The sequence below is a fragment of the Pseudomonas sp. ADAK13 genome, assembly GCF_012935715.1.
Lineage (GTDB): Bacteria > Pseudomonadota > Gammaproteobacteria > Pseudomonadales > Pseudomonadaceae > Aquipseudomonas.
In genome coordinates this window covers 4,592,861-4,612,637 of the sequence record NZ_CP052860.1, presented here as the reverse complement: position 1 = coordinate 4,612,637, position 19,777 = coordinate 4,592,861, and the positions used below count along the sequence as shown (strand labels likewise).

21 protein-coding genes are annotated in these 19,777 nt (G+C 65.1%); 5 read left to right on the top strand and 16 right to left on the bottom strand.

Annotated features, from left to right (window positions below; translation table 11 throughout):
* Positions 1-23: 23 nt before the first annotated feature.
* From HKK54_RS21390 to HKK54_RS21375, 4 genes are read right to left on the bottom strand one after another with little or no spacing between them, the layout of a single operon-like run.
* Positions 24-965, bottom strand: coding sequence for a D-2-hydroxyacid dehydrogenase (locus tag HKK54_RS21390; RefSeq protein WP_169387728.1), 942 nt, complete (start codon positions 963-965; stop codon positions 24-26).
* Positions 962-1,345 (bottom strand): VOC family protein, encoded by a 384-nt coding sequence (locus HKK54_RS21385; RefSeq protein ID WP_169387727.1) that lies wholly within the window; start codon positions 1,343-1,345, stop codon positions 962-964. The genes HKK54_RS21390 and HKK54_RS21385 overlap by 4 nt, the downstream gene beginning before the upstream one ends.
* Positions 1,342-2,307: a hydroxymethylglutaryl-CoA lyase gene (locus HKK54_RS21380; RefSeq protein ID WP_169387726.1), complete on the bottom strand. Its 966-nt coding sequence runs from the start codon at positions 2,305-2,307 to the stop codon at positions 1,342-1,344. The genes HKK54_RS21385 and HKK54_RS21380 overlap by 4 nt, the downstream gene beginning before the upstream one ends.
* 15 nt (positions 2,308-2,322) lie before the next feature.
* Positions 2,323-3,513, bottom strand: coding sequence for a CaiB/BaiF CoA transferase family protein (locus tag HKK54_RS21375; RefSeq protein WP_169387725.1), 1,191 nt, complete (start codon positions 3,511-3,513; stop codon positions 2,323-2,325).
* Between the two features lie 117 nt (positions 3,514-3,630).
* On the opposite strand from HKK54_RS21375, the gene HKK54_RS21370 reads away from it, so the two are divergent.
* The gene (locus HKK54_RS21370) at positions 3,631-4,533 is read left to right on the top strand and encodes a LysR family transcriptional regulator (protein WP_169387724.1); all 903 of its coding nucleotides are present in this window, start codon (positions 3,631-3,633) and stop codon (positions 4,531-4,533) included.
* On the opposite strand, the gene HKK54_RS21365 is transcribed toward HKK54_RS21370, so the two are convergent.
* A complete protein-coding gene (locus HKK54_RS21365) occupies positions 4,530-5,414 on the bottom strand; it encodes a LysR family transcriptional regulator (protein WP_010175389.1) in 885 nt (294 codons plus the stop codon). The genes HKK54_RS21370 and HKK54_RS21365 overlap by 4 nt on opposite strands.
* Positions 5,415-5,518: 104 nt before the next feature.
* Between HKK54_RS21365 and HKK54_RS21360 the strand changes: the two genes are divergently transcribed.
* From HKK54_RS21360 to HKK54_RS21345, 4 genes are all read left to right on the top strand, one after another.
* On the top strand, positions 5,519-6,175 hold the full coding sequence (locus tag HKK54_RS21360) for an RraA family protein (RefSeq protein ID WP_169387723.1): 657 nt from the start codon (positions 5,519-5,521) through the stop codon (positions 6,173-6,175).
* The gene (locus HKK54_RS21355) at positions 6,172-7,401 is read left to right on the top strand and encodes a pyridoxal phosphate-dependent aminotransferase (protein ID WP_169387722.1); all 1,230 of its coding nucleotides are present in this window, start codon (positions 6,172-6,174) and stop codon (positions 7,399-7,401) included. The genes HKK54_RS21360 and HKK54_RS21355 overlap by 4 nt, the downstream gene beginning before the upstream one ends.
* A gap of 96 nt (positions 7,402-7,497) precedes the next feature.
* A complete protein-coding gene (locus HKK54_RS21350) occupies positions 7,498-8,835 on the top strand; it encodes an MFS transporter (protein WP_237150967.1) in 1,338 nt (445 codons plus the stop codon).
* Positions 8,836-8,861: 26 nt separating this feature from the next.
* Entirely contained in the window at positions 8,862-9,524 is a 663-nt protein-coding gene (locus HKK54_RS21345) for an RraA family protein (RefSeq protein ID WP_010175397.1), read from the top strand.
* Between the two features lie 7 nt (positions 9,525-9,531).
* On the opposite strand, the gene gspD is transcribed toward HKK54_RS21345, so the two are convergent.
* The 11 genes from gspD to gspE are packed head-to-tail and all read right to left on the bottom strand — an operon-like array spanning position 9,532 to position 19,345.
* Complete coding sequence (gene gspD, locus HKK54_RS21340; protein WP_169387721.1) at positions 9,532-11,733, bottom strand: type II secretion system secretin GspD; 2,202 nt, start codon at positions 11,731-11,733, stop codon at positions 9,532-9,534.
* Positions 11,730-12,254, bottom strand: a complete 525-nt coding sequence (locus HKK54_RS21335; protein ID WP_169387720.1) for a general secretion pathway protein GspN — start codon at positions 12,252-12,254, stop codon at positions 11,730-11,732. Before HKK54_RS21335 ends, gspD begins: the two co-directional genes overlap by 4 nt.
* Entirely contained in the window at positions 12,251-12,862 is a 612-nt protein-coding gene (gene gspM / locus HKK54_RS21330; protein ID WP_169387719.1) for a type II secretion system protein GspM, read from the bottom strand. Before gspM ends, HKK54_RS21335 begins: the two co-directional genes overlap by 4 nt.
* A complete protein-coding gene (locus HKK54_RS21325; RefSeq protein ID WP_169387718.1) occupies positions 12,837-13,874 on the bottom strand; it encodes a PilN domain-containing protein in 1,038 nt (345 codons plus the stop codon). The genes gspM and HKK54_RS21325 overlap by 26 nt, the downstream gene beginning before the upstream one ends.
* Positions 13,871-14,593, bottom strand: coding sequence for a general secretion pathway protein GspK (locus HKK54_RS21320; protein WP_169387717.1), 723 nt, complete (start codon positions 14,591-14,593; stop codon positions 13,871-13,873). Before HKK54_RS21320 ends, HKK54_RS21325 begins: the two co-directional genes overlap by 4 nt.
* The gene (locus tag HKK54_RS21315) at positions 14,590-15,210 is read right to left on the bottom strand and encodes a prepilin-type N-terminal cleavage/methylation domain-containing protein (RefSeq protein ID WP_169387716.1); all 621 of its coding nucleotides are present in this window, start codon (positions 15,208-15,210) and stop codon (positions 14,590-14,592) included. Before HKK54_RS21315 ends, HKK54_RS21320 begins: the two co-directional genes overlap by 4 nt.
* A complete protein-coding gene (locus HKK54_RS21310) occupies positions 15,207-15,578 on the bottom strand; it encodes a type II secretion system protein (RefSeq protein ID WP_169387715.1) in 372 nt (123 codons plus the stop codon). Before HKK54_RS21310 ends, HKK54_RS21315 begins: the two co-directional genes overlap by 4 nt.
* Complete coding sequence (locus HKK54_RS21305; RefSeq protein WP_169387714.1) at positions 15,575-16,006, bottom strand: GspH/FimT family pseudopilin; 432 nt, start codon at positions 16,004-16,006, stop codon at positions 15,575-15,577. The genes HKK54_RS21310 and HKK54_RS21305 overlap by 4 nt, the downstream gene beginning before the upstream one ends.
* Positions 16,006-16,431: a type II secretion system major pseudopilin GspG gene (gene gspG / locus HKK54_RS21300; RefSeq protein WP_169387713.1), complete on the bottom strand. Its 426-nt coding sequence runs from the start codon at positions 16,429-16,431 to the stop codon at positions 16,006-16,008. The genes HKK54_RS21305 and gspG overlap by 1 nt, the downstream gene beginning before the upstream one ends.
* A gap of 20 nt (positions 16,432-16,451) precedes the next feature.
* Entirely contained in the window at positions 16,452-17,654 is a 1,203-nt protein-coding gene (gene gspF / locus HKK54_RS21295; protein WP_169387712.1) for a type II secretion system inner membrane protein GspF, read from the bottom strand.
* Positions 17,651-19,345: a type II secretion system ATPase GspE gene (gene gspE, locus HKK54_RS21290; protein WP_442962308.1), complete on the bottom strand. Its 1,695-nt coding sequence runs from the start codon at positions 19,343-19,345 to the stop codon at positions 17,651-17,653. The genes gspF and gspE overlap by 4 nt, the downstream gene beginning before the upstream one ends.
* Positions 19,346-19,777 lie beyond the last annotated feature (432 nt).

The following is a 19,777-nucleotide window of genomic DNA, read 5'->3' as shown; positions in this document are numbered from 1 at the left end:
CTTGTTGTGGGAGGGTGAAACCTCTACGACACGACGTTGATCAGGCTCCCGCTGTGGTAACCCTGAAGGTTGCCGAGGATGCCGTCGGCCAGCCGTTGCAGGCTGCTCTGGCTGGCCCAGGCCACGTGGGGCGTGACGATCAGGTTGGGATGCGGGCTGTTGAGCAAGGGGTGATCGGCCGGCGGCGGTTCCTGGCACAGCACATCCAGCGCGGCGCCACCCAGGCGGCCGCGCTCCAATGCCACGAGCACAGCGGACTCATCCACCAGCGGCCCGCGTGCGGTGTTGATCAGCAAGGCGCCGGGTTTCATCTGTGCACATTCAGCGGCGCCTATCAGGTGACGAGTGCGCTCGGTCAGCGGGCAATGCAGGGAAATCACGTCGCTTTGCGCCAGCACGGTTTCAAACGATTGGTAACCCTGGCGCACCGACGTCACGCCCCGGTGTTCAGCAAACAGCAGGCGCATGCCCAACGAACTTGCCAGGCGCGCCGTGGCCAGGCCAATCGCGCCTTTGCCGACGATGCCCAGCACGCTGCCTTGCACATCCTGGATCGGCGCGCGGTGCACGCAAAAGTGTCGCGAGTCCGGCCAGTCCTGCCGGGCCGCGCGCTGGTAGGCAAACAGCTGCCGGCGCAGGGCGAAGATCGAGGTGATCACTGATTCGGCAACGCTTTGCGCCGAATACGCCGGCACGTTGGACACCGTCACGCCAACGTCGCGGCAGGCGGCCAGGTCGACGCAGTCATAGCCGGTGGCCGCGACGCAGATGAAGCGCAGGTTCGGCAGTTGTTCCAGTTCGACGCGGCCGATGCGCACCTTGTTGGTGATCAGCACGTGGGCATGCCGGGACACCTCCACCACCTGCTCTGCGGGCGTATCGGGGCGGTCTTGCCAGTCGGTGACCCAGGCCGGCGCGGGAATGTGCAGGGGCAGGCTGTCGCTGTCGAGGAACACCACGTTCATGGCTGTACCTGCTCGGAAATCTCGATCAGGTTGAGGTCCGGGTCGCGCACATACACCGAGCGGATCGGCCCGGTGGCGCCCGTGCGCATCACCGGTCCTTCGATGATTGGCCACTCGACCCTGGCCAGGTGCGCAATCACCTGATCCAGTGGAACCGAGGCGATAAAACACAGATCCAGCGCCCCCGGCACCGGCAAATGCGCCTTGGGTTCGAACTCGTGGCCGCGCACGTGCAGGTTGATTTTCTGCTGGCCGAAGGCGAACGCCTTGCGCCCGCCGGCGAAGGTCTGCACCTGCATGCCCAGCACGCGCACGTAGAAATCCTCGGCGGCAACCGGGTCGATGGTGGTGAGTACCAGGTGGTCAAGATGGTCGATCATGGGCGCAGCTCCAGGGTGTTGGCCACCTGCTTTTCCAGGCTGGCGACATGGGCGGGAATCGGGTGCAGGTCCAGGCGTTTGCCGGCCTTGAGGACCTGGCTGGGAATCTCGTGGCCGATCAGGCCGGGCAGTTGCCGGGCAACCGCCAGCACGCGGTCGAGGTCGACGCCGGTGCTGAAGCCCATCAGTTGCAGCATGTGCAGCAGGTCTTCGGTGCACACATTGCCGCTGGCACCCGGCGCGTAGGGGCAACCGCCGAGGCCGCCGAGGGATGAATCGAAGCGGTCAACCCCGGCGTCGATGGCCGCCAGGGCGTTGGCCAGGGCCATGCCACGGGTGTTGTGAAAATGCAGGGTCAGTTGCAGCGCCGGGAACCGCTCACGCACAGCCCGGGACAGCGCCTCGACCTGGCTCGGGTAGGCCATGCCAGTGGTGTCGCACAAGGTCACGCCACGGGCACCCAATTCCGCGAAGCGCTCGACCCAATGCAGCACCTCCCCCACCGGTACATCGCCCTGCATCGGGCAGCCAAACACCGTCGACAGCGACACATTGATCGCCACCGGGCCCTTGGCGCCGATCACGCTGAACACTTCGCGCAGTTGAGCGAACGACTGCTCGCGGCTCATGCGCAGGTTGGAGCGGTTGTGGGGTTCGCTGACCGACATCACCAGGTTGGCTTCATCAATGTTGCACGCCAGCGCCCGCTCGGCGCCACGCACGTTGGGCACCAGCACGGTGTACTCCACCGCGGGGTTGCGCCGGATGCCGTGCATCACCGCTTCGGCATCCCGCAACGCGGTGATGGCCTTGGGCGAGGTAAACGAGGTGACTTCGATCTTGGCGAAACCGCACTGGCTGAGGGCGTCGATCATGGCGATCTTGTCGGCGGTCTCGATAAACCGTGCTTCGTTCTGGAAGCCGTCACGGGTGGCGACTTCCTGCAAAAACAGGCGTTGCATGGCTGTTCCTCCGGTTCAAATAATGCCGCGCTGGCGCCAGTCGGCTTGCTGCGCGGGGGCGATGCCGAGGCCGTCGAGGATCTCGGTGGTGTGCTGGCCCAGGGTGGGCGCCGGGTGCAAGACGCGGCCCGGGGTGGTGCCGAGCTTGGGCACGATGCCGGGCAAGGTCACCGGCGTGCCGTCGCCAAGCACGCTGTCGAGGAGCATGTCGCGGGCCCGGTAATGCGGGTCGTGGGCGATGTCGGCGGCGGTGTAGATCTTGCCGGCGGGGATGCGCGCTTCGGTGAGGATCGACAGCACTTCTTCCAGCGGCAGGTGTGCGGTCCATTGGGAGATGGCGGCGTCGATGCGTTCAACCTGCAACACCCGGCCGTCGTTCTGCGCCAGCGCCGGGTCGGCGGCCAGGTCGGGGCGCCCGATCACTTCCATCAGGCGCTGATAGATGCTGTCGCCATTGCCCGCGATCAACGCAAAACCGCCATCGCGGCAACGGTACGCATTGGTCGGCGCAATGCCCGGCAAGCTGCTGCCGGCGGGTTCGCGCACGGTGTTGAACACCGAGTATTCGGGCAACAGGCTTTCCATCATGTTGAACACCGACTCGTACAGCGCCACGTCGATCTGCTGGCCTTCGCCGCCGTTCTGGTCGCGGTGCCGCAGGGCCAGCAGGATGCCGATCACTCCGTGCAACGCCGACAGCGAGTCGCCAATGGAAACGCCCACTCGCACCGGCGTACGCCCCGGCTCGCCGGACAGGTGGCGCAGGCCGCCCATGGCTTCGCCGATCACGCCGAAGCCGGGTCGGTCCCGATAAGGGCCGGTCTGGCCGTAGCCGGAAACCCGCAGCATGATCAACTTAGGGTTCAGCGCATGCAGCGTGTCCCAGCCCAGGCCCCAGCTTTCCAGGGTACCGGGGCGAAAATTCTCGATCAGCACATCGGCGTCGGCCACCAGTTGGCGCACTACCTGCTGGGCCTCGGCCTGGCGCAAATCAAGGGTCAGCGAGCGTTTATTGCGTGATTGCGCGGCCCACCACACGGACGTGCCGTCGTGCAGCAGTCGCCATTTGCGCAGCGGGTCGCCGGTCACCGGCGGTTCGATCTTGACCACCTCGGCGCCGAATTCGCCGAGCATCTTGGCGGCAAAGGGTCCGGCAATCAGTTGACCCAGCTCCACGACCTTGAGACCTTGCAGCGGTAAGCCCATGACGTTTTCCGTTCTTGTTGAGTGCGTGTGCCCTGGATAATCGACACAAACCGGGCGGATGAAAATTTCGGATTTCGCCACTATCCTTTCCAGATTGGAAACCCTCGGACACCCTTGATGATCAATCCCCTGCATTTCGACCTGCTGTCCCTGCGCTTGCTGATCTTCGCCGCCGAAACCGCCAACCTCACCCGCGCCGCGGAAAAGGCCAACATGACCGTCTCGGCGGCCAGCAAGCGCCTGGCCGAACTGGAGCGCACCACCGAGTGCCCGCTGTTCGTGCGCCTGCCACGGGGGCTGGAGCTGACGGCGGCGGGACAAGGCATGGTTGAACACGCAAAAATCATCCTGGAAGGCGTCAACCGCATGGCCTGCGACGCCAGTGACTACGCGGTGGGGGTGCGCGGGCATGTGCGGCTGTTCGCCAACACTTCGGCGGTGGTGCAGTTCCTGCCGGACGACCTGGCGGCGTTCCTGCGGGACAACCCCCACGTGCGCATCGGCCTGGAAGAAGCCCTCAGCGAGCCGATCATCCAGGCGGTGGAAAGTGGCCGCGCCGATATCGGGATCTTTGCCGATAACGTCCCGGCCGAGGGGCTGTACAAGCTGCCGTATCGTGAAGACCGGCTGGTGTTGCTGGTGCCTGTGGGCCATGCGCTGGCGGCGCAGCGCTGTGTTTCTTTCAGCGACACCCTGGGCTTTGACTACGTGGCCCTGAATCAGGGCAGCTCGCTGCTGCGCCGGATCACCGACGCCGCCGCGAGCGCCGGCAAGGTACTCAAGGTGCGGATCCAGGTCAGCAGTTTCGACGGGATCTGCCGGATGATCGAAGCCGGGCTGGGCATCGGTATCCTGCCGTTGTCATCGGTGCGTGACGAATTGCTGGGCAGCCGGTTGATCGCGGTGGAACTGGACGACGACTGGGCGCAGCGCACCCTGTTTGTCGGGGTCAGCAGCCAGGCGCAGTTGGCACCGGAAGCAGCAAAGCTGTTCGAGTACCTGAGCCAGCGCAACCCTTAGCGAAACCGCGCGATCACCGCCTCCACCACCGGGTTGGGGCGCTGGGTGTTCCAGGCGATGGCCGTGGTCACGACATTGAGTTTCTGGCTCAACCCGCGAAACACCACATTGGCCGGGGCCAGTTTTTTCAGCGACGCCGGCACCAGCGCAATGCCCTGCCCATAGCTGACAAAGGCGATCTGCGAGGCCACCGAACGCACCTCATGCAGCACCCGTGGGGAAAAACCGCTGGCGCGGCAGGTGGCGATCAGGTTGTCGAAATACACCGGGCTGACATTGCGCGAAAACATCACCAACGGTTCATTGGCCAGGCTCGACAGGCTGATGCGCGTGCGGCTCGCCAACGGGTGATCGGCCGGCAAGGCCACCACCAACCGGTCTTCCGTCAGCGGCAGCGACTGCACCGAGGCGCCCAGGTCGCCGTCCAGACGGGCGAAGGCCAGGTCGATGTCCCCCGCTTCCAGCGCCGGCAGCGCCTCGACGCTGTCGATTTCCCGTACCGACACCGTGAGCTGGGGGTAATCGAGTTTCAGTTGTTCGATCAGGCCGGGCAACACATCGAACATCGCCGTGGAGATCGCGCCAATGGTCAACATCCCCGACTGCCCCGCCACCGCCTCCTCCACCGCAAGCTCCAGGCGCTCCAGTTGCTCGGCGAACTTGCGCACCGCCGGCAGGATCGCCGCGCCCACCGGGGTCAGCTGGGCCCCGCGTCGCGAGCGGTCGAACAGCTTGACCTTGAGCGCCTGCTCCAGCACCTGGATCTGCTCGCTCAGAGGCGGCTGGGACATGCCAAGGCGCTTGGCGGCGCGGCCGAAGTTCTGCTCTTCGGCCACCGCGAGGAACAGCCAGAGGTGACGAATCAGGCGAAAGTTGATCATGGTTTTATCCATAGGTTAAGCGTATGCAAGGCTTCTGTACTTCGTAATATACCTATCAAAGCGACTCGCTGACACTGGCCGCCTCCGTCACCCGAGGCTTGCCCATGACCGCTGACCACTTGCTCGACCGCCTGGCCGCACTGGACACCAACACCGTGTCCGACGCCCTCGATTTCCTCGGCCTGTCCGGTGCCACCGTAGGCCTGCGCCCGCTGTGGAACTGCCCGAAAATCGTCGGCCGCGCCAGTACCGTATTGCTCGGCCCCAAGTCCGACGTGGCCCCCACGGTGCACCTGATCACGCCGGTAATTGAACAGGTTGAAACCCGCGACCGGGTGCTGGTGATTGCCGGCGGCATCGAGGGCATTTCCTGCTGGGGCGACATCATCGCCAACGCGGCGTCGCGCAAACACATACGCGGCACGGTGATCGACGGGTTCAGCCGTGATATCGACGGCAGCGAGGCCATCGGCTACCCGGTGTACGGGCGTGGCGTGACCATGATCAGCGCACGCAACCGCGTGGTGCAGCTCGATGCCGGCGTGACCCTCAGCGTCGCGGGCGTCAGCGTCAGCGAGGACGACTATGTGATCGCCGATGTGTGCGGCACGGTGTTCGTGCCCCAGGCGATGATCGAAAAGGTCCTGGACCTCGGCGAGCGCATCGCCCGCCGCCAGGACGGCATGGTGCAAGCGGTGCGCAGCGGACGCTCGGTGGTCGAGGTGATGCACGACGCACAGTTCGAGGCAATCACCCAATGAGCACCGATATCCAGCGGCTCAACCCGCGCCTGGCCAGCGCGCAACCGTCTGCCACCTATCGCATCATGGACCGCGTGGCAGAACGCCGTGCGCAAGGCGCGCAGATCATCTCGCTGTGCGCCGGCGAGCCGGATTTCGATACGCCGGCGCACATCCGCGAAGCCGCGATCCAGGCCATTGAAAACGGCCATACCCGCTACACCCAGGTGGCGGGTGCCCGCGCCCTGCGCGAAGCGGTGGCGGCGAAGTTCCGGCGTGAAAACGGCCTGGACGTGTCCTGGCAGGACACCCTCGTGTGCAACGGCGGCAAACAGGTGATCTACAACGCCCTGGCGGCCACCCTCAACGACGGCGACGAGGTGATCGTGCCCGCGCCGTACTGGGTCAGCTACCCGGAGATGGTGCAGCTGTGCGGCGGCGAAGCGCGCATCGTCACCTGTGATGCCGACAGTGGGTTCAAGCTGACAGCCGAGGCGCTGGCCGCCGCGATCACCCCTCAGACCCGCTGGCTGATCCTTAATTCGCCCTCCAACCCCACGGGTGCGGTGTACAGCGAGGACGAGTTGCGGGCACTCGCAGCGGTGTTGTTGGCCCACCCGCAGGTGCTGATCCTCGCCGATGACATCTACGAGCACCTGATCTTCGACGGCCAGGCATTTCACACCCTGGCCCAGGTTGAACCGCAGCTGGCACCGCGCACATTGACCATGAACGGTGTGTCCAAGGCCTACGCCATGACCGGCTGGCGCATCGGTTTCGCCACCGGGCCGCGCTGGTTGCTGGAGGCCATGGAAAAACTGCAAGGCCAGCAAACCTCCGGCGCCTGCTCGATCTCGCAACAGGCGGCCCTCGCTGCACTGGAAGGCCCCAAGGACTTCATCCGCGACAGCCGCGTGGCGTTCCAGGCGCGTCGGGATTTGATGGTCGACCTGCTGAACGACACCCCGGGCCTGGGGTGCATCCGCCCCGCCGGCGCGTTTTATGCGTTTGCCTCCTGCGCGGCGCTGATCGGGCGTACCTCGGCGGGCGGGCGCGTGCTGCACAGCGATGAAGACGTGGCCCTGGCGCTGCTCGATGAGGCCAATGTGGCCGTGGTCCACGGCAGCGCCTTTGGCCTGGGGCCGTACCTTCGCATCGCCTATGCACTGGATGATGCCTCGTTGCGCCAGGCGTGCGAGGCAATCCGCGGCTTCTGCAGCAGCCTGCTGACTGAAGAGGAAAAGTGATGAATTCACATAAATAAATATCGCTAATGGTGGCGTTCGGCCCTTCATAAGATTAGGGCCGAACAGGACAACACTCACAACAACAAGGTCCGCCCCATGTCTATGCCTGAAGTCATAAAACCCGCTGTGCGCAGCCAATACCGCTGGGTGGTCGCGGCGCTGATTTTCCTGATCTACACCGTGGCCGCGGCCGACCGGGCCAACCTCGGCGTGGCGCTGCCGTTTATTCGCCAGGAATTTGAAATGAGCAACGCCCAGGCCGGCGGTCTCGTCAGCCTGTTCCTGCTGGCTTACGCCCTGGCGCAATTGCCTTCGGGCTTTGCCTTCGGCCGCTTTGGCGTGAGCCGCATCCTCCCGGGGGCCATGGTGCTGACCTCGTTGCTGACCGGCCTGGTGGGCACCGCCAGCTCACTGCTGGCGCTGAAACTCTATCGCCTGGGGCTGGGCGTCGCCGAAGGCCCGTTGCCCATCAGCATGACCACCACCATCAACAACTGGTTTCCGGCGCGGGAAAAAGGCACTGCGTCGGGGATCTTTCTCTCGGCGGTGAAGTTCGGGCCGGTGATCGTGCCGCCGCTGTGTGCCGTGATCATTTCGGTGTGGGGCTGGCGCGAGATTTTCTACTTCTTTGCCATCCCCGGCATCGTGCTGGCGGTGGTCTGGTACTTCATGGTCGCCGACCACCCGTCCCGCAGCCGCTTCGTCAATCAAGCCGAACTCCAGTACATCGTCGAAGACACGGCAATCACCCAGACCGCCCGCGTGCACAAGACCCCGGCCTGGGTGGAAAAGCTCGACCGGATGATTCGCACCCGCGATGAAAAGCGCCTGGAAACCAACCGCGAGGTGTTCAAATCCTGGAACGTCTGGGGCTGCGCCACCAGCTATTGCTTCCAGCTCGGCGTCTCCAGCGTGCTGCTGGCATGGATCCCGACCTACCTGATGACGGTCAAGCAGTTCTCGATCATGAACATGGGCCTGGTCTCGGCAGCGCCCTGGGTGGGTGCGGTGCTGGGCAACCTGCTGGGTGGCTGGTGCTCCGACCGCCTGATGGGCGGGCGCCGCAAGCCGGGCATGCTGCTGTCGGCGGTCGGTACCTCGTTGATGATGTACCTGCTGATCAACTCACCGGCCGAACCCCTGCCCTATGGCTTGCTGCTGATGCTGACCGGCGTGGTGTTGAGCCTCGGCTTCTCCTCCTACATGGTCTACCCGATGGGCCTGACCACCAAGAAGACCTTCCCGATCTCCAACGCCATCGTGAACATGATCGGCCAGCTCGGCGCCGCTGCAACGCCCTTCATCACCGGCCTGCTGCTGGACAACTACGGCTGGAACTACGTGTTCGCCTGGCTGGCGATCGGCTCGTTCATCAGCTTCATCATCTTGCTGACCATCGCCGAGCCGCGCCCGGCCTCCCCCCACCCGAACTGATTTGTCACCACCACAAGGAGTTACCCATGTCGCCCCAAGACCAAGAATTGGTTGCCCTGTTTGCAGGCCTGGACACCCCGGGCGTGTCCGACGCCCTGGACAAACTCGGCCTGCCCGGCCAATGCCTGGGGATCATGCCCCTGGATAACTATCGCCAGGTGGTGGTCGGCCCGGCCTTCACCGTGCGCTACGTCAGCGCCAGCACCCCGCCGGGCACCGTCGGCGACTTTGTCGATGACGTGGCCGAAGGCGATGTGGTGGTGATCGACAATGACGGGCGCACCGACTGCACCGTGTGGGGCGACATCATGACCCAGTACGCCGGCAGCCAACGGATCGCCGCGACCGTGATCGATGGCGTGTGCCGCGACGTGAGCAAGGCGCTGGGCGACGGCTACCCGTTGTTCACCAAGGGCCGGTTCATGCGCACCGGCAAGGACCGGGTTGAAGTGGCGTCTGTGAACCAGCCGGTTTCCATCGGCCAGGCCCGCGTATGCGCCCGCGACATCGTGGTCGCCGACGCCAACGGCGTGGTGATCGTACCCCGCGAGCGCGCCCATGAAGTGGCGGCCTGCGCGCGCTCGATTGAAGCGGTGGAAGCGCGTATCCGGGCGCTGCTGGATGAAGGCAAATCGTTGCGCGAAGCGCGGGCAGCGCTGGGCTATCACACCCTGCAACGCAAGGGCTGACCCACCCTTAGTTGGCCGGTCGCAACAGCTGCATCTGCTGGCGGTAGTCATCCGTCACCTGTCGCGACTGGCCGCTGCTGGTAATCACCCGGGGCGTGATCAGCACGATCAATTCGGTGCGGTCTTTTGATTTGCTGGTGTTGCCAAACAACCAGCGCAGCCCGGGGATTTTCCCCAGGTAGGGCACGGCGCTGACACTCTCGGCGTTGTCCTGCTTGATCAGCCCGCCGAGCAACACGGTCTGGCCGCTTTGCACCGCCACCTGGGTCGACACCGAGCGCGTGGAGATCCGCGGGTTGTTGGGCGTATCGCTGCTGTTGGTGGTCGGGCTCTCGGCGTCGCTGACCTGTTGCTGAATGTCCATATACACCAGGCCGCCCGGGTTGATGCGCGGCACCACGTCCAGAATCACCCCGGTCTGCACGTATTCGACGCTGCTCAAGGTGGTGTCGGAGTTGCCGGTGTTGACCGTGGTCTGGCTGATGGGGATGTTGTCGCCCACCTGGATCTGCGCCGGCTGGTTGTTCATCACCACCAGCGACGGCGCTGACAACACCTGGGTGCGGCCATTGGTTTCCAGGGCGTGCAAGGCCACTTGCAGGTTGGAGCTGACGAAGGAATAGAACAGCGAATCGGCGCCCAACCCCGCCCCGCCACCGCCCAGCGCGCCCTGGCTGCCGGGGGTGTTGGCCACCGTGGTGCTGGTGGAATTGCCCGCCAGCCGCCCCAGGTACCATTGCACCCCGAGGTCCAGCTCGCCGGTGAGTTTGACTTCGAGGATGCGCGTCTCGATCTGCACTTGCAGCGGCGGGTTGTCGAGGCGCTTGATCGCCGACTCGATCTCCTTCCACTGCACCGGGCGGGTACGCACCAGCAACTGGTTACTGCTTTTTTGCGCGGTGATCCGGGTGCCGGCGTCGAGGCTTTTGTTGGCAGCACCCTGCTCCGCACCTTCACTGTCTTCGCTGGCGGCCGGGGCCGGGGCTTCAGCCTCACTGGCGGGCGGGTTATTGCCGCTGTTGTCCAGACCACCCGGGGTGCTGCCACCGGTGTTGAGTGACGACAAGGTCGCGGTGCGCAACCCCGGCGCCACCTTGGCCGGGGTGTCATCCTTGATCGCGCCGGTGCCGTAGATTTGCCGCAGGTACTTGGCGAGGTCGGTGGCCTTCATGTTGCGCACGTCGTAGACGTACATCTGCGGTTCGTTGCCGCCGCCTTCGTCGATGGTGTGAATCCAGTCGCCGACTTCGCTGAGGTACTGCGGCTGGGACGAGATCGCCACCACCGAGTTGGTCCGCTCAATCGGCAAAAACCGCACCATGCCCGCCAGGGGCATGCCGCTGTCGGGGCCGAACATTTTCTGCAGTTCGGGCATCAACTCGGCCACCGAGGCCCGTTGCAAACCGAACACCCCCACCGACATGCCTTTGAGCCAGTCGACGTCGAAGGTGTCGATGGTGTCCTGGTAGTTGGCCAACTCATCCGGCGTGCCGGCCAGGCTCAGCACATTGCGCGCCGGGTCCACCAGCAGGAACGCGTTTTCCCGGGCGAACGGCTTGAGCAGTTTCTGCATTTCCGTGGCCGAGATATAGCGCAGCGGAAACAGCCGCGCCGAGAGCCCGCTGGAAGGCTGGGACACGCTCATTTCCGGCACCAGCTTGCCCGCCACGGCCTGGTTGGCCGGCAGGATCACGTAGCGCTGGCCCTGGCGGATCATTGCGTTATCGGTCCACGACAGCAGGGTTTCGAGGATCGACAACGCCTGCTGCTTGTTCACCGGTTTTGAGGTGGAAAAGCTCACGTTGCCCTTCACGCCCTGGGCGATGCTGTAGTTCTCGTGCAACAGGTCGCCCATCACGCTGTTGATCACCGCTTCAATCGGCTGGTCGGCGAAGTTGAACACGATGTCGCCACTGGCCTCATCCTTGACCGCCGGCGCCGGCGCGGGCTGGCGCACAAACTGCTGGTTGCCGCGAATCAACTGGCGCTGGGGCGGCGTGGGCCTCTGGGATTGGCGACTGTCAGCAGCAGGCGGCTCGCTGATCGGGTCCACGGGCGGCCGTTGCGAGCCAGTGCCCTGCATCGCCTCGTGGAGCAAGGCGTCGTCCGGGTCGAGGCGATCGGGGAATGACCCACAGCCGCCCAGGGAGACGGCGGTGGCCAGGCAAAACACAGTGGTGCGCAAGGCGCCGGGGCAAGTATCGATCAAGGGGCGGGCTCGTGAGGAAGGGAAATCGGTGGCGTGGTGGACGGCGGCGGCAAACGCAGGACACTGAGGCTCAGGAGCTGCGTGCGTCCATCCAGCACAAAACGGGCGTGCAACGGTGTCAGGTGTTCCAGGCGCCAGCCATTGGGCAAGGTCTGGCCCTGATGGACTTTGAGTGGCGGGCCTTCCGCTCGCGTGAACAGCGCAACCCGCAGGTCGCCATCCAGCAGCACGCCGCTGAGCTTCAGGCTCGACAGGCTGGAAATCTCGGCCTGGCCAACGGCGGCATCGGGGCTGCGGTCGGGGCTGAACAGCGGCGCCTGCCAGGTGCCGGCGAGGCTTTCCAGGGTCGCGCTCGGGGCGACAAGCACCTTGGCCGAGGCATTGGCGCGCGCTGTACCGGCGGGCTCATCCAGCCACTGCGGCGCATCGCCGATGCTGCTCAGGATGCCCACCATCAGCAGGCCCAGCAGCCCCGCCACACCGAGCAAGCCCCACTCCAGGGGGCGCAATGCATTGATCATCGGCGGGCCTGCGTGGCGTTTGCCGGTTGCAGATAGCCGCGCACCAGCAGGTGCACCACCAGCTTTCCGGCGCCACCGCTGGCCGGCGCATTCGGCCCACGACGGATGCTCATCTCATCCACGAACAGGAACGGCCGCTGGTACTCCAGCTCATGCAGGATCGCAGTCAGGGGCTCGATGGCACAGTTGAGGGTCAGGCTGACTTTTACCTGGCGATAGGGCTCGGTGTCGTCCTGCTCCGGGGTGATGGGCATGCGCTGGGTCAGGCTGCACCCGCCGCCGAGGCTGGCGCGGCTGCTGATCAGGTCGGCGATGCGCTGCATCAGGTCGGCCGCCACGGCGCTGGGGTCATCCCCGGGCAACAGGCTGGTGCTGCTGGCCGGGTCCTGGCGGGCTTGCTCCAGTTGCTCGCGCAAGGCGGCGCCCTGGTGCAGCAGGCCGGCGTAGCGTTGCTGTTGTTCGCGCAGCTGTTCGGCTTGCTCGCCCATGGCACGCAATGGCCCGGCGAACCAGCTGTCGATCAGCAGCCAGTAAGCGCTGCCGAGCACCAGCGCCAGCAGCAGCAAGGCCGCGCCGCGACGTTCACGGGGTGTCAGTGGTCGGCGCATCGGCGGCCTCCTGGTGCAAGTGGGCGCTCAAGGAAAACTGATCCTTGCCGGTTTGCGCATCGGGTTGGATCACCCCTTCGAACTGGGCGTTTTCCAGGCTGTGACAGGCCTTGATCCGGGTGATCAAGGCACTCGCCTTGGCGCTCTGCCCGGAGAAGGACACGTCGGCGCCGTGGCTGACGTCCAACTGGTCGATCCAGGTGTCGGCGGGCAGGCACGCGGTCAGTTCATTGAGCAGTGCAGCCAGCGGCGGTTGTGCCGACTTGCGGCGAATCAGGTACTGCGCGGCGCCACGGGTGTTGAGCAATTGCTGGCGCAGGCGCTGGACCTCCGCGACCTGGGCTTTTTGCTGCTGCACCTGCTCATGCATGACGTCGAGCACCCGCTGGCGGTCGTTGAGCCACAGCAGCATCGCCGCAATCAGCAACGCGCCGCACAGCCACGGCAAGCTGCGTTGCAAGCCCTTCCCGGCCGGGCGCTGGCGGGGGCGGAGCGGAGCCGGCAGCAAATCGATGCCCATTGCGTTCACATCCACCGCGTGGGGCTGCAAGCCGAGGCCGGCGCAGTCCACCAGGATCTGGTCCAGACGCTCTCGCAGGATCGCCACCAGGGTCACCTGCACGTGCGTGGCGGTGCGCCGCTCCTGACGGGCCACGAAGTACAACTGCCCGGCCTCGAACGGGGTAAAGCGGTCCAGCTCGTAACCCACCACCGTCGACAGGTTGCGCGCCGCCGCCAGGGGCAACTGCAGGGTTTGCAGCAGTACCGCCGAGGGCGCAAGCACCAGCACCTGGCGCACTTCGCCGGGGGGCTTGGCCACCGGCTCGGTCAAGGGCCAGTGGTAGCGGTGCTCGGGAATGTCGTGGAGCGACAGCCACGCCGGCAGGCAGCCACGCAGCTCCTTGAGCCACAGCCGCCAGCCCAATTGCAGCAAACTGCCGTGCCAGCGCCGGGTGAGCGGTGCTGCCAGCTGTTGAAGGCGCGCCACGGGCGCTGAAAGGTCTGGATTCATTCTTGCCAACGCAGCACCCGATAAGGTTGTGCGCTTCCCTCCGATGGGCTCAATAACACGGTGGTGCGTAACCGGGCGTGGTAACCGCCGGGGCGTTGCGCGCGACTGTCGATCACCAGCACGTCACCGGGGTCGGCGCCCACCGCGCTCTGCCGGGGCAGATCCAGGGCGTGGCCCATCAACGGGCTGGCGAAGGCGGGATCGGGCCGGTCCAGGCCACTCCACAGGCTGATTTCCGGGGCGAGCCGGCTGTACAGCGCCTGGGTCATGCCAGGCAATTGCCGCACTTCCTCCACCACCCGAAACGGTGCCAGGCCTTCGTTGCGCCGCGCCTCCAGGTCCTTGGCCAGCCGGTTGGCCTGGGCCTGGGTGGCGCCGCAGGCCAGGGCCAGGCGGGCAAAATCGGTGGGCTCGGCGCTGTTCAAATACAACTTGCCGCGCTCGCTGTGCAGGCTCACCTGCAACTGCGCGTCATCAAACACCAGGGGCATTTCCCGGCCATCGGCAATCCACTGTTTACGCTGCAAGGGATCGGCCAGCGCCTGCAGGGCCAACGCCACGCCCGCCTCCGCCGCCAGCAGCGCCTGGGTGTGCTGGCGATGCCACAGGGCCTGGCGAGTCTCCAACTGCACCCAACCGGCCAGGCCGCCCAGCAGCAGGCTGAGCAACGCCAGCACCCACAGCACCAGCAGCAGTGCAACGCCGCGCTGGTGCTTCATTCGCCTGCCCCCGCACTGGAGAGATTCAGCCGCAGGGCGACCACCTGGGTCACCCACGGCACCGGCCCGTTGACCCGCGCCGCAATGCGCACCGCGTACGGCAGGCGCTTGGTCCACGGCCAGTCATTGATCCAGCCCGTGGCCTGGCCCTTGGGCGACACGCCGCGATAGCTGAATTGCAGGGCCTCGACGTTCCTCAGCAACACCTGCGGCTCGCTGCGGGTGGCCGGCACACTCACCTGGGCGCTGGACTCAAACCGCGCGAACGCCACCTGCAACTGGCGCTCCGCCAACTGCAAGGTGAAGCGCTGGATGCCGCCACCGAGCACGCCCGGCAACGTCGCGACGAATTGCAGGCGCTGGGCAGAGCCGACGAAAAAGCCGTTGGTCTGGCTGTCGTCCTCGGTCACGTCCAGTGGCAGCGCCTCGCTGATGGCCGTGCGCAGAAACTGTTGGGCGGCGCGCATTTCATCCAGGCTGACGGTGTAGCGCTGGGCCTTGAGCACGGCGCGGTTGGCGCCCAGCAATGCACCGCCCACCAGCACCAGCAACACGCCCAGCAAGCCGAGCACGACCAGGATTTCCAATAAGGTAAAGCCCTGTTGACGCTGATTCACAGGCCGGCCCCGTCGGTGGCGGCGCGCAGCTTCAAGGTGCTGAACCGCGCCTGGCGCCGGGCCTCGCTGACGGTCAGGTCGAGGCGAAACAAGCGCGGCTGACCGATACCGGTCGGCTGCTGGGCGATGCTCAGTTGCCAATCGATACCCTCGTCCAGACGTCCCTGGCGCGTGCCGCTGGCCAGCGGGCCCGACGCTTCCTGATCCATCACGCTCAACGCGGCATGGGTCAGACGGTCGCTGTGGGCCACCTGCAACAACGCGCGCGCGCTCTGGCCGAATGCGACCAGCAACACCGTGCTGCAGATCGCCATAAGGGTCAGTGCGGCGAGCATCTCCAACAAGGTGAAACCCGACTGGCGATTCATCGCACTGCCTCGGACTGCACGCTGCCCGTCAGCCAGCCAATATCGATGCGCCAACGCCGCGTGCCATTGGCCAACAAGAGGTTGCCGCCGGTGGAACTGCCGTCGGGGTAAAACTCCACTGCCGAGCCTGCATGCTCGGCGGTGTGCAGGGTCACGTGCAGGTCGGCCGGCCAGTGCCTGGCAGGTCGGCCCGGCGCCTGGAAGCTCAGGTGGGCCAAGTCAAATACGGTTTTGGCCGGCGTGCCGCTGATAACCGCCCGCGCCCGCGTGCTGCGCAAGGCATCGACGATCTGCCCGACCGCCTGGCGCTCTTTGGCAACCTGCAGGCCCTGTTGCAGGCCAAATCCCACCAACCCGGCGGCGATGCTGATCAAGATGATCACCACCAGCATTTCCAGCAGGGTAAAACCGCGTTGGAGAGCAGGCATTATTCCCAGTTGCCCAGGTCGGCGCTGTAGCCTTCGCCGCCGGGCTGGCCGTCCTGACCGTAGAAGATCAGGTCGAAGGCGCCATGTTCACCCGGAAAGCGATAGCCAAAGGCATGGCCGAACGGGTCCTTGAGGTCTGAAGGTTTGGCGTATGGCCCAGCCCAGCCGGCGGTGTTGCCGGGCTTGTCGACCAGCTGCTGCAAGCTCTTGGGCGGCGAACCGACGTCCAGGCCGTAGCTCTCGATCTTCATGCTCAGGCTGGCCAGTTGCGCCTTGCCTGCGCCGTATTTGCCCTTGTCGACGTTACCGCCCACCTGGCGCACCACGATGGTGGCGACGATGCCCAGCAGCACGATCACTGCGAGCATTTCCAGCAAGGTGAACCCGCCTTGGCGGGGGGCGGGTTTGAAACGGGTATGGCGCATCGGCTTGCTTCCTTGGGTCTTCATATATTGCTGGTCAGGCTCATCAGCGGCAGCATGATCGCCAGCATGATCACCGCCACCAGCACCGCCATGACCACGGTCAGGGACGGCACCAGCGCGGCCAGCAGGCGGTCGATGCCGCGTTTGGCTTCGACGTCGAACACGTCGGCGACCTTGAGCAGCATGCTGTCCAGCTCACCGGCCTGTTCGCCGACTTCAATCATTTGCAGGGCCAGGTCCGGCAACAGCGGCTGGCTGCCAAACGCACTGGCCAGGGTGCCGCCGCCCTTCACCGACTCGGCGGCCCGGGCGACTTGTGCCTGCAACGCACGGTTGGTGCAGACCTGACGGGCGATCACCAGGGCTTGCAGCAGCGCCACGCCGTTGCTCAGCAAGGTGCCGAGGGTACGGGCCAGACGTGCGGCTTCGACCCGTTGCAACAACGGGCCGATGAGGCGAATACCGAGCACGCGCCGGTCGTACGTTTCGCGGTGCAGAGGGTTACGCAGGTACGCCGCCAGGCCCCAGCTCGCCGCGATCAACCCGGCGAGCACCGCCAGGCCATAGGCGCCGAGGAACTGCCCGAGGTCCAGAATCACTTCGGTGATCAGCGGGATTGGCACGCCCAGGTCCTTGAAGATCGGCACGAACTGCGGCACCACATAAGCCAGCAACAGCGCCAGCGAACCGAGCACGCCGACCACCAGGAAGGCGGGATAGATCAGGGCGTTGATCACTTCGCCCCTCAATAACTGGCTGCGTTCCAGGTAGTCGCTGAGCTGGCGCAGGGTGTGCTCCAGCGCACCGCCCGCTTCGCCGGCGCGGACCATGCTCAGATACAGCGGCGAGAACTGGCTGCCCTCCTCCTCCAGCGCCGCCGACAAGGGCTTGCCGGCCTTGACGTGCTCGCGGATGCGCTCGATCAGTGCACGGGTCTGCGGTTGGCCGGGCTGCTTGAGCAGGATGCCCAGGGAGCGTTCCAGCGGCTGGCCCGCCCCCAGCAGCGTGGCCAGTTGTTGGGTAAAGCTGACTAGCGCCGCGCCATTCAACTGGCCACGCCCGAACGCATTACGCAGTCCTTGGGCACCGGCGGCATCGATCTGCAACAGCAACAGGCCGCGCTTGTGCAGCGCGGCGATGGCAGCGGCCTGGTCCCTGGCTTCGACGGTGCCGTTTTGCGCGAGGCCCTGGCTGTCCAGGGCGCGGTATTTGAACAGGTTCACGCGCCCTCTCCACGGGTGACGCGCAGCACTTCTTCCAGGGACGTGACACCCGCCAGCGCCTGGCGCAGGCCCTCTTCATGCAGGGTACGCAGGCCACCACGGCGAGCGGCCTGCTCGAGGGTGGCGGCGTCGGCCTGGCGCATCAACAGGCTGCGCAGTTCGTCATTCATCACCAGCAATTCGGTGATTGCACTGCGACCGTGGTAACCGCCGCCGGGGGTGTTCGCGCGGGGCCGGTACAGCAGGATCGGACGCTGGTCGGTGAAGCGGTCGAGGCCGTGTTCCCGGATCAATTCCGGTGGCGCTTCGAACGCCTCGCGGGTCGCCGGGTCGAGGCGGCGCACCAGGCGCTGGGCGAGGATGCCATTGACGGTCGAGGCGATCAGGTAGCTCTCAACTCCCATGTCCAACAGGCGCGTGATACTCGCCGCCGCGCTATTGGTGTGCAGGGTCGAGAGCACCAGGTGGCCGGTCAGGGAGGACTGGATGGCGATGCGGCAGGTTTCGAGGTCGCGGATCTCACCGATCATGATCACGTCCGGGTCCTGGCGCACGATGGAGCGCAGCGCCCCGGCGAAGTCCAGCCCGATGGCCGGTTTGACCTGAATCTGGTTGATGCCTTCCAGCTGGTATTCCACCGGGTCTTCGACGGTGATGATCTTGCGCTCGGCGGTATTGAGCCGCGATAGCGCGGTGTACAGCGTGGTGGTCTTGCCCGAGCCGGTGGGCCCGGTGACCAGCAGGATGCCGTGGGGCCGTTCGAGCACCTCCAGAAAGGTTTCCAGCCGCCGGCCGTCGAAGCCCAGGCTCGGGAAATCGAACTGCACGGTCTGGCGGTCCAGCAGGCGCATCACCACCGACTCGCCAAAACTGGTGGGCACCGTGGACACCCGCAAATCCAGTTCCTTGCCCTGGATGCGCAACATGATCCGGCCGTCCTGCGGCAGTCGGCGCTCGGCGATGTCGAGGCGCGCCATGATCTTGACCCGGGAAATCACCGCCGCCGAAGAACTCGCCGGCGGTGCTTCGGCTTCGTGCAGCACACCGTCGATGCGGTAGCGCACCTTGAGCTGGTTTTCGAAGGGCTCGATATGGATGTCCGAGGCGCGCTGTTCCACGGCCCGTTGCAGGATCAGGTTGACCAGGCGAATCACCGGGGCTTCGGAGGCCATGTCCTTGAGGTGTTCGATGTCTTCGAGGGCGCCGCCCTGCTCGTCGAGGTTTTCGATCAGGGTGCCCATGGCGGAACGGCCCTGGCCGTAGTAGCGCTCGATCAGGGTTTCGACTTCATTGCGCGGCCCGACTGCCAGCCATACCGGTACGCCGCACGCATACGCCAGTGCCTGGAACGGATACAACAGCGCCGGATTGGCCGCCAGCACCCGCACACCACCGTGGCTCCAGCCCACCGGCACCATCTGATAATGGCGCATGAAACGCTCGGTCAGCGCCGGCAGCGGGTCAAGTACGGGCGGCGCGGCGTCGGCCAGCAACAACGGGGCGCCGAGCAAATCAGCCCAGGCCCGCGCCAGTTGCACTTCGGAGACCAGCCCCAGGCGCGTCAGCAGGCCGAGCAAACCGCTGTCGTCGGCGCCCAGGGATAACCGTCGCGCGCGCTCCAGGTCGACGGTTTTCAGACCGGCTTTTCGCATCAGCCACGCGCACACCTGTTCGGCGTCCGGAATTTGCATTCGGCACGCATCGATGGGTATTGCCGATATGGACTGGGGCATTTGTACAAATCTGAGGGGCTATTTAAAAACCTGTTCCGTGGCACGTGCGGCGCGCGCTGGAACAAGTGCATCCAAACTTAGTTAGAGGTATTTGGCGCAGGCGATGTCCTGACAAGGTAAAGACCCTACACCAAAACATTTTGTATTACAGCCAACTTAATTTATGGCCATTTAGAACTACTGAAAGAAGCCACTAGTTGGCCATGACCCCGGAAACGTCGTTTAAAAAATCGACTAACATGTTTAAACTAAGTTCATTAGTGCAGGAAAATATTGCCCAGCTTACGCAGAATCCAGCTGCAGCTTGATGCTTAACGGCAATATTTGACCCACTTACCGCAATTTATCGATTAAAAATGCCATTTCGCAATATCACATAGACACTACTCA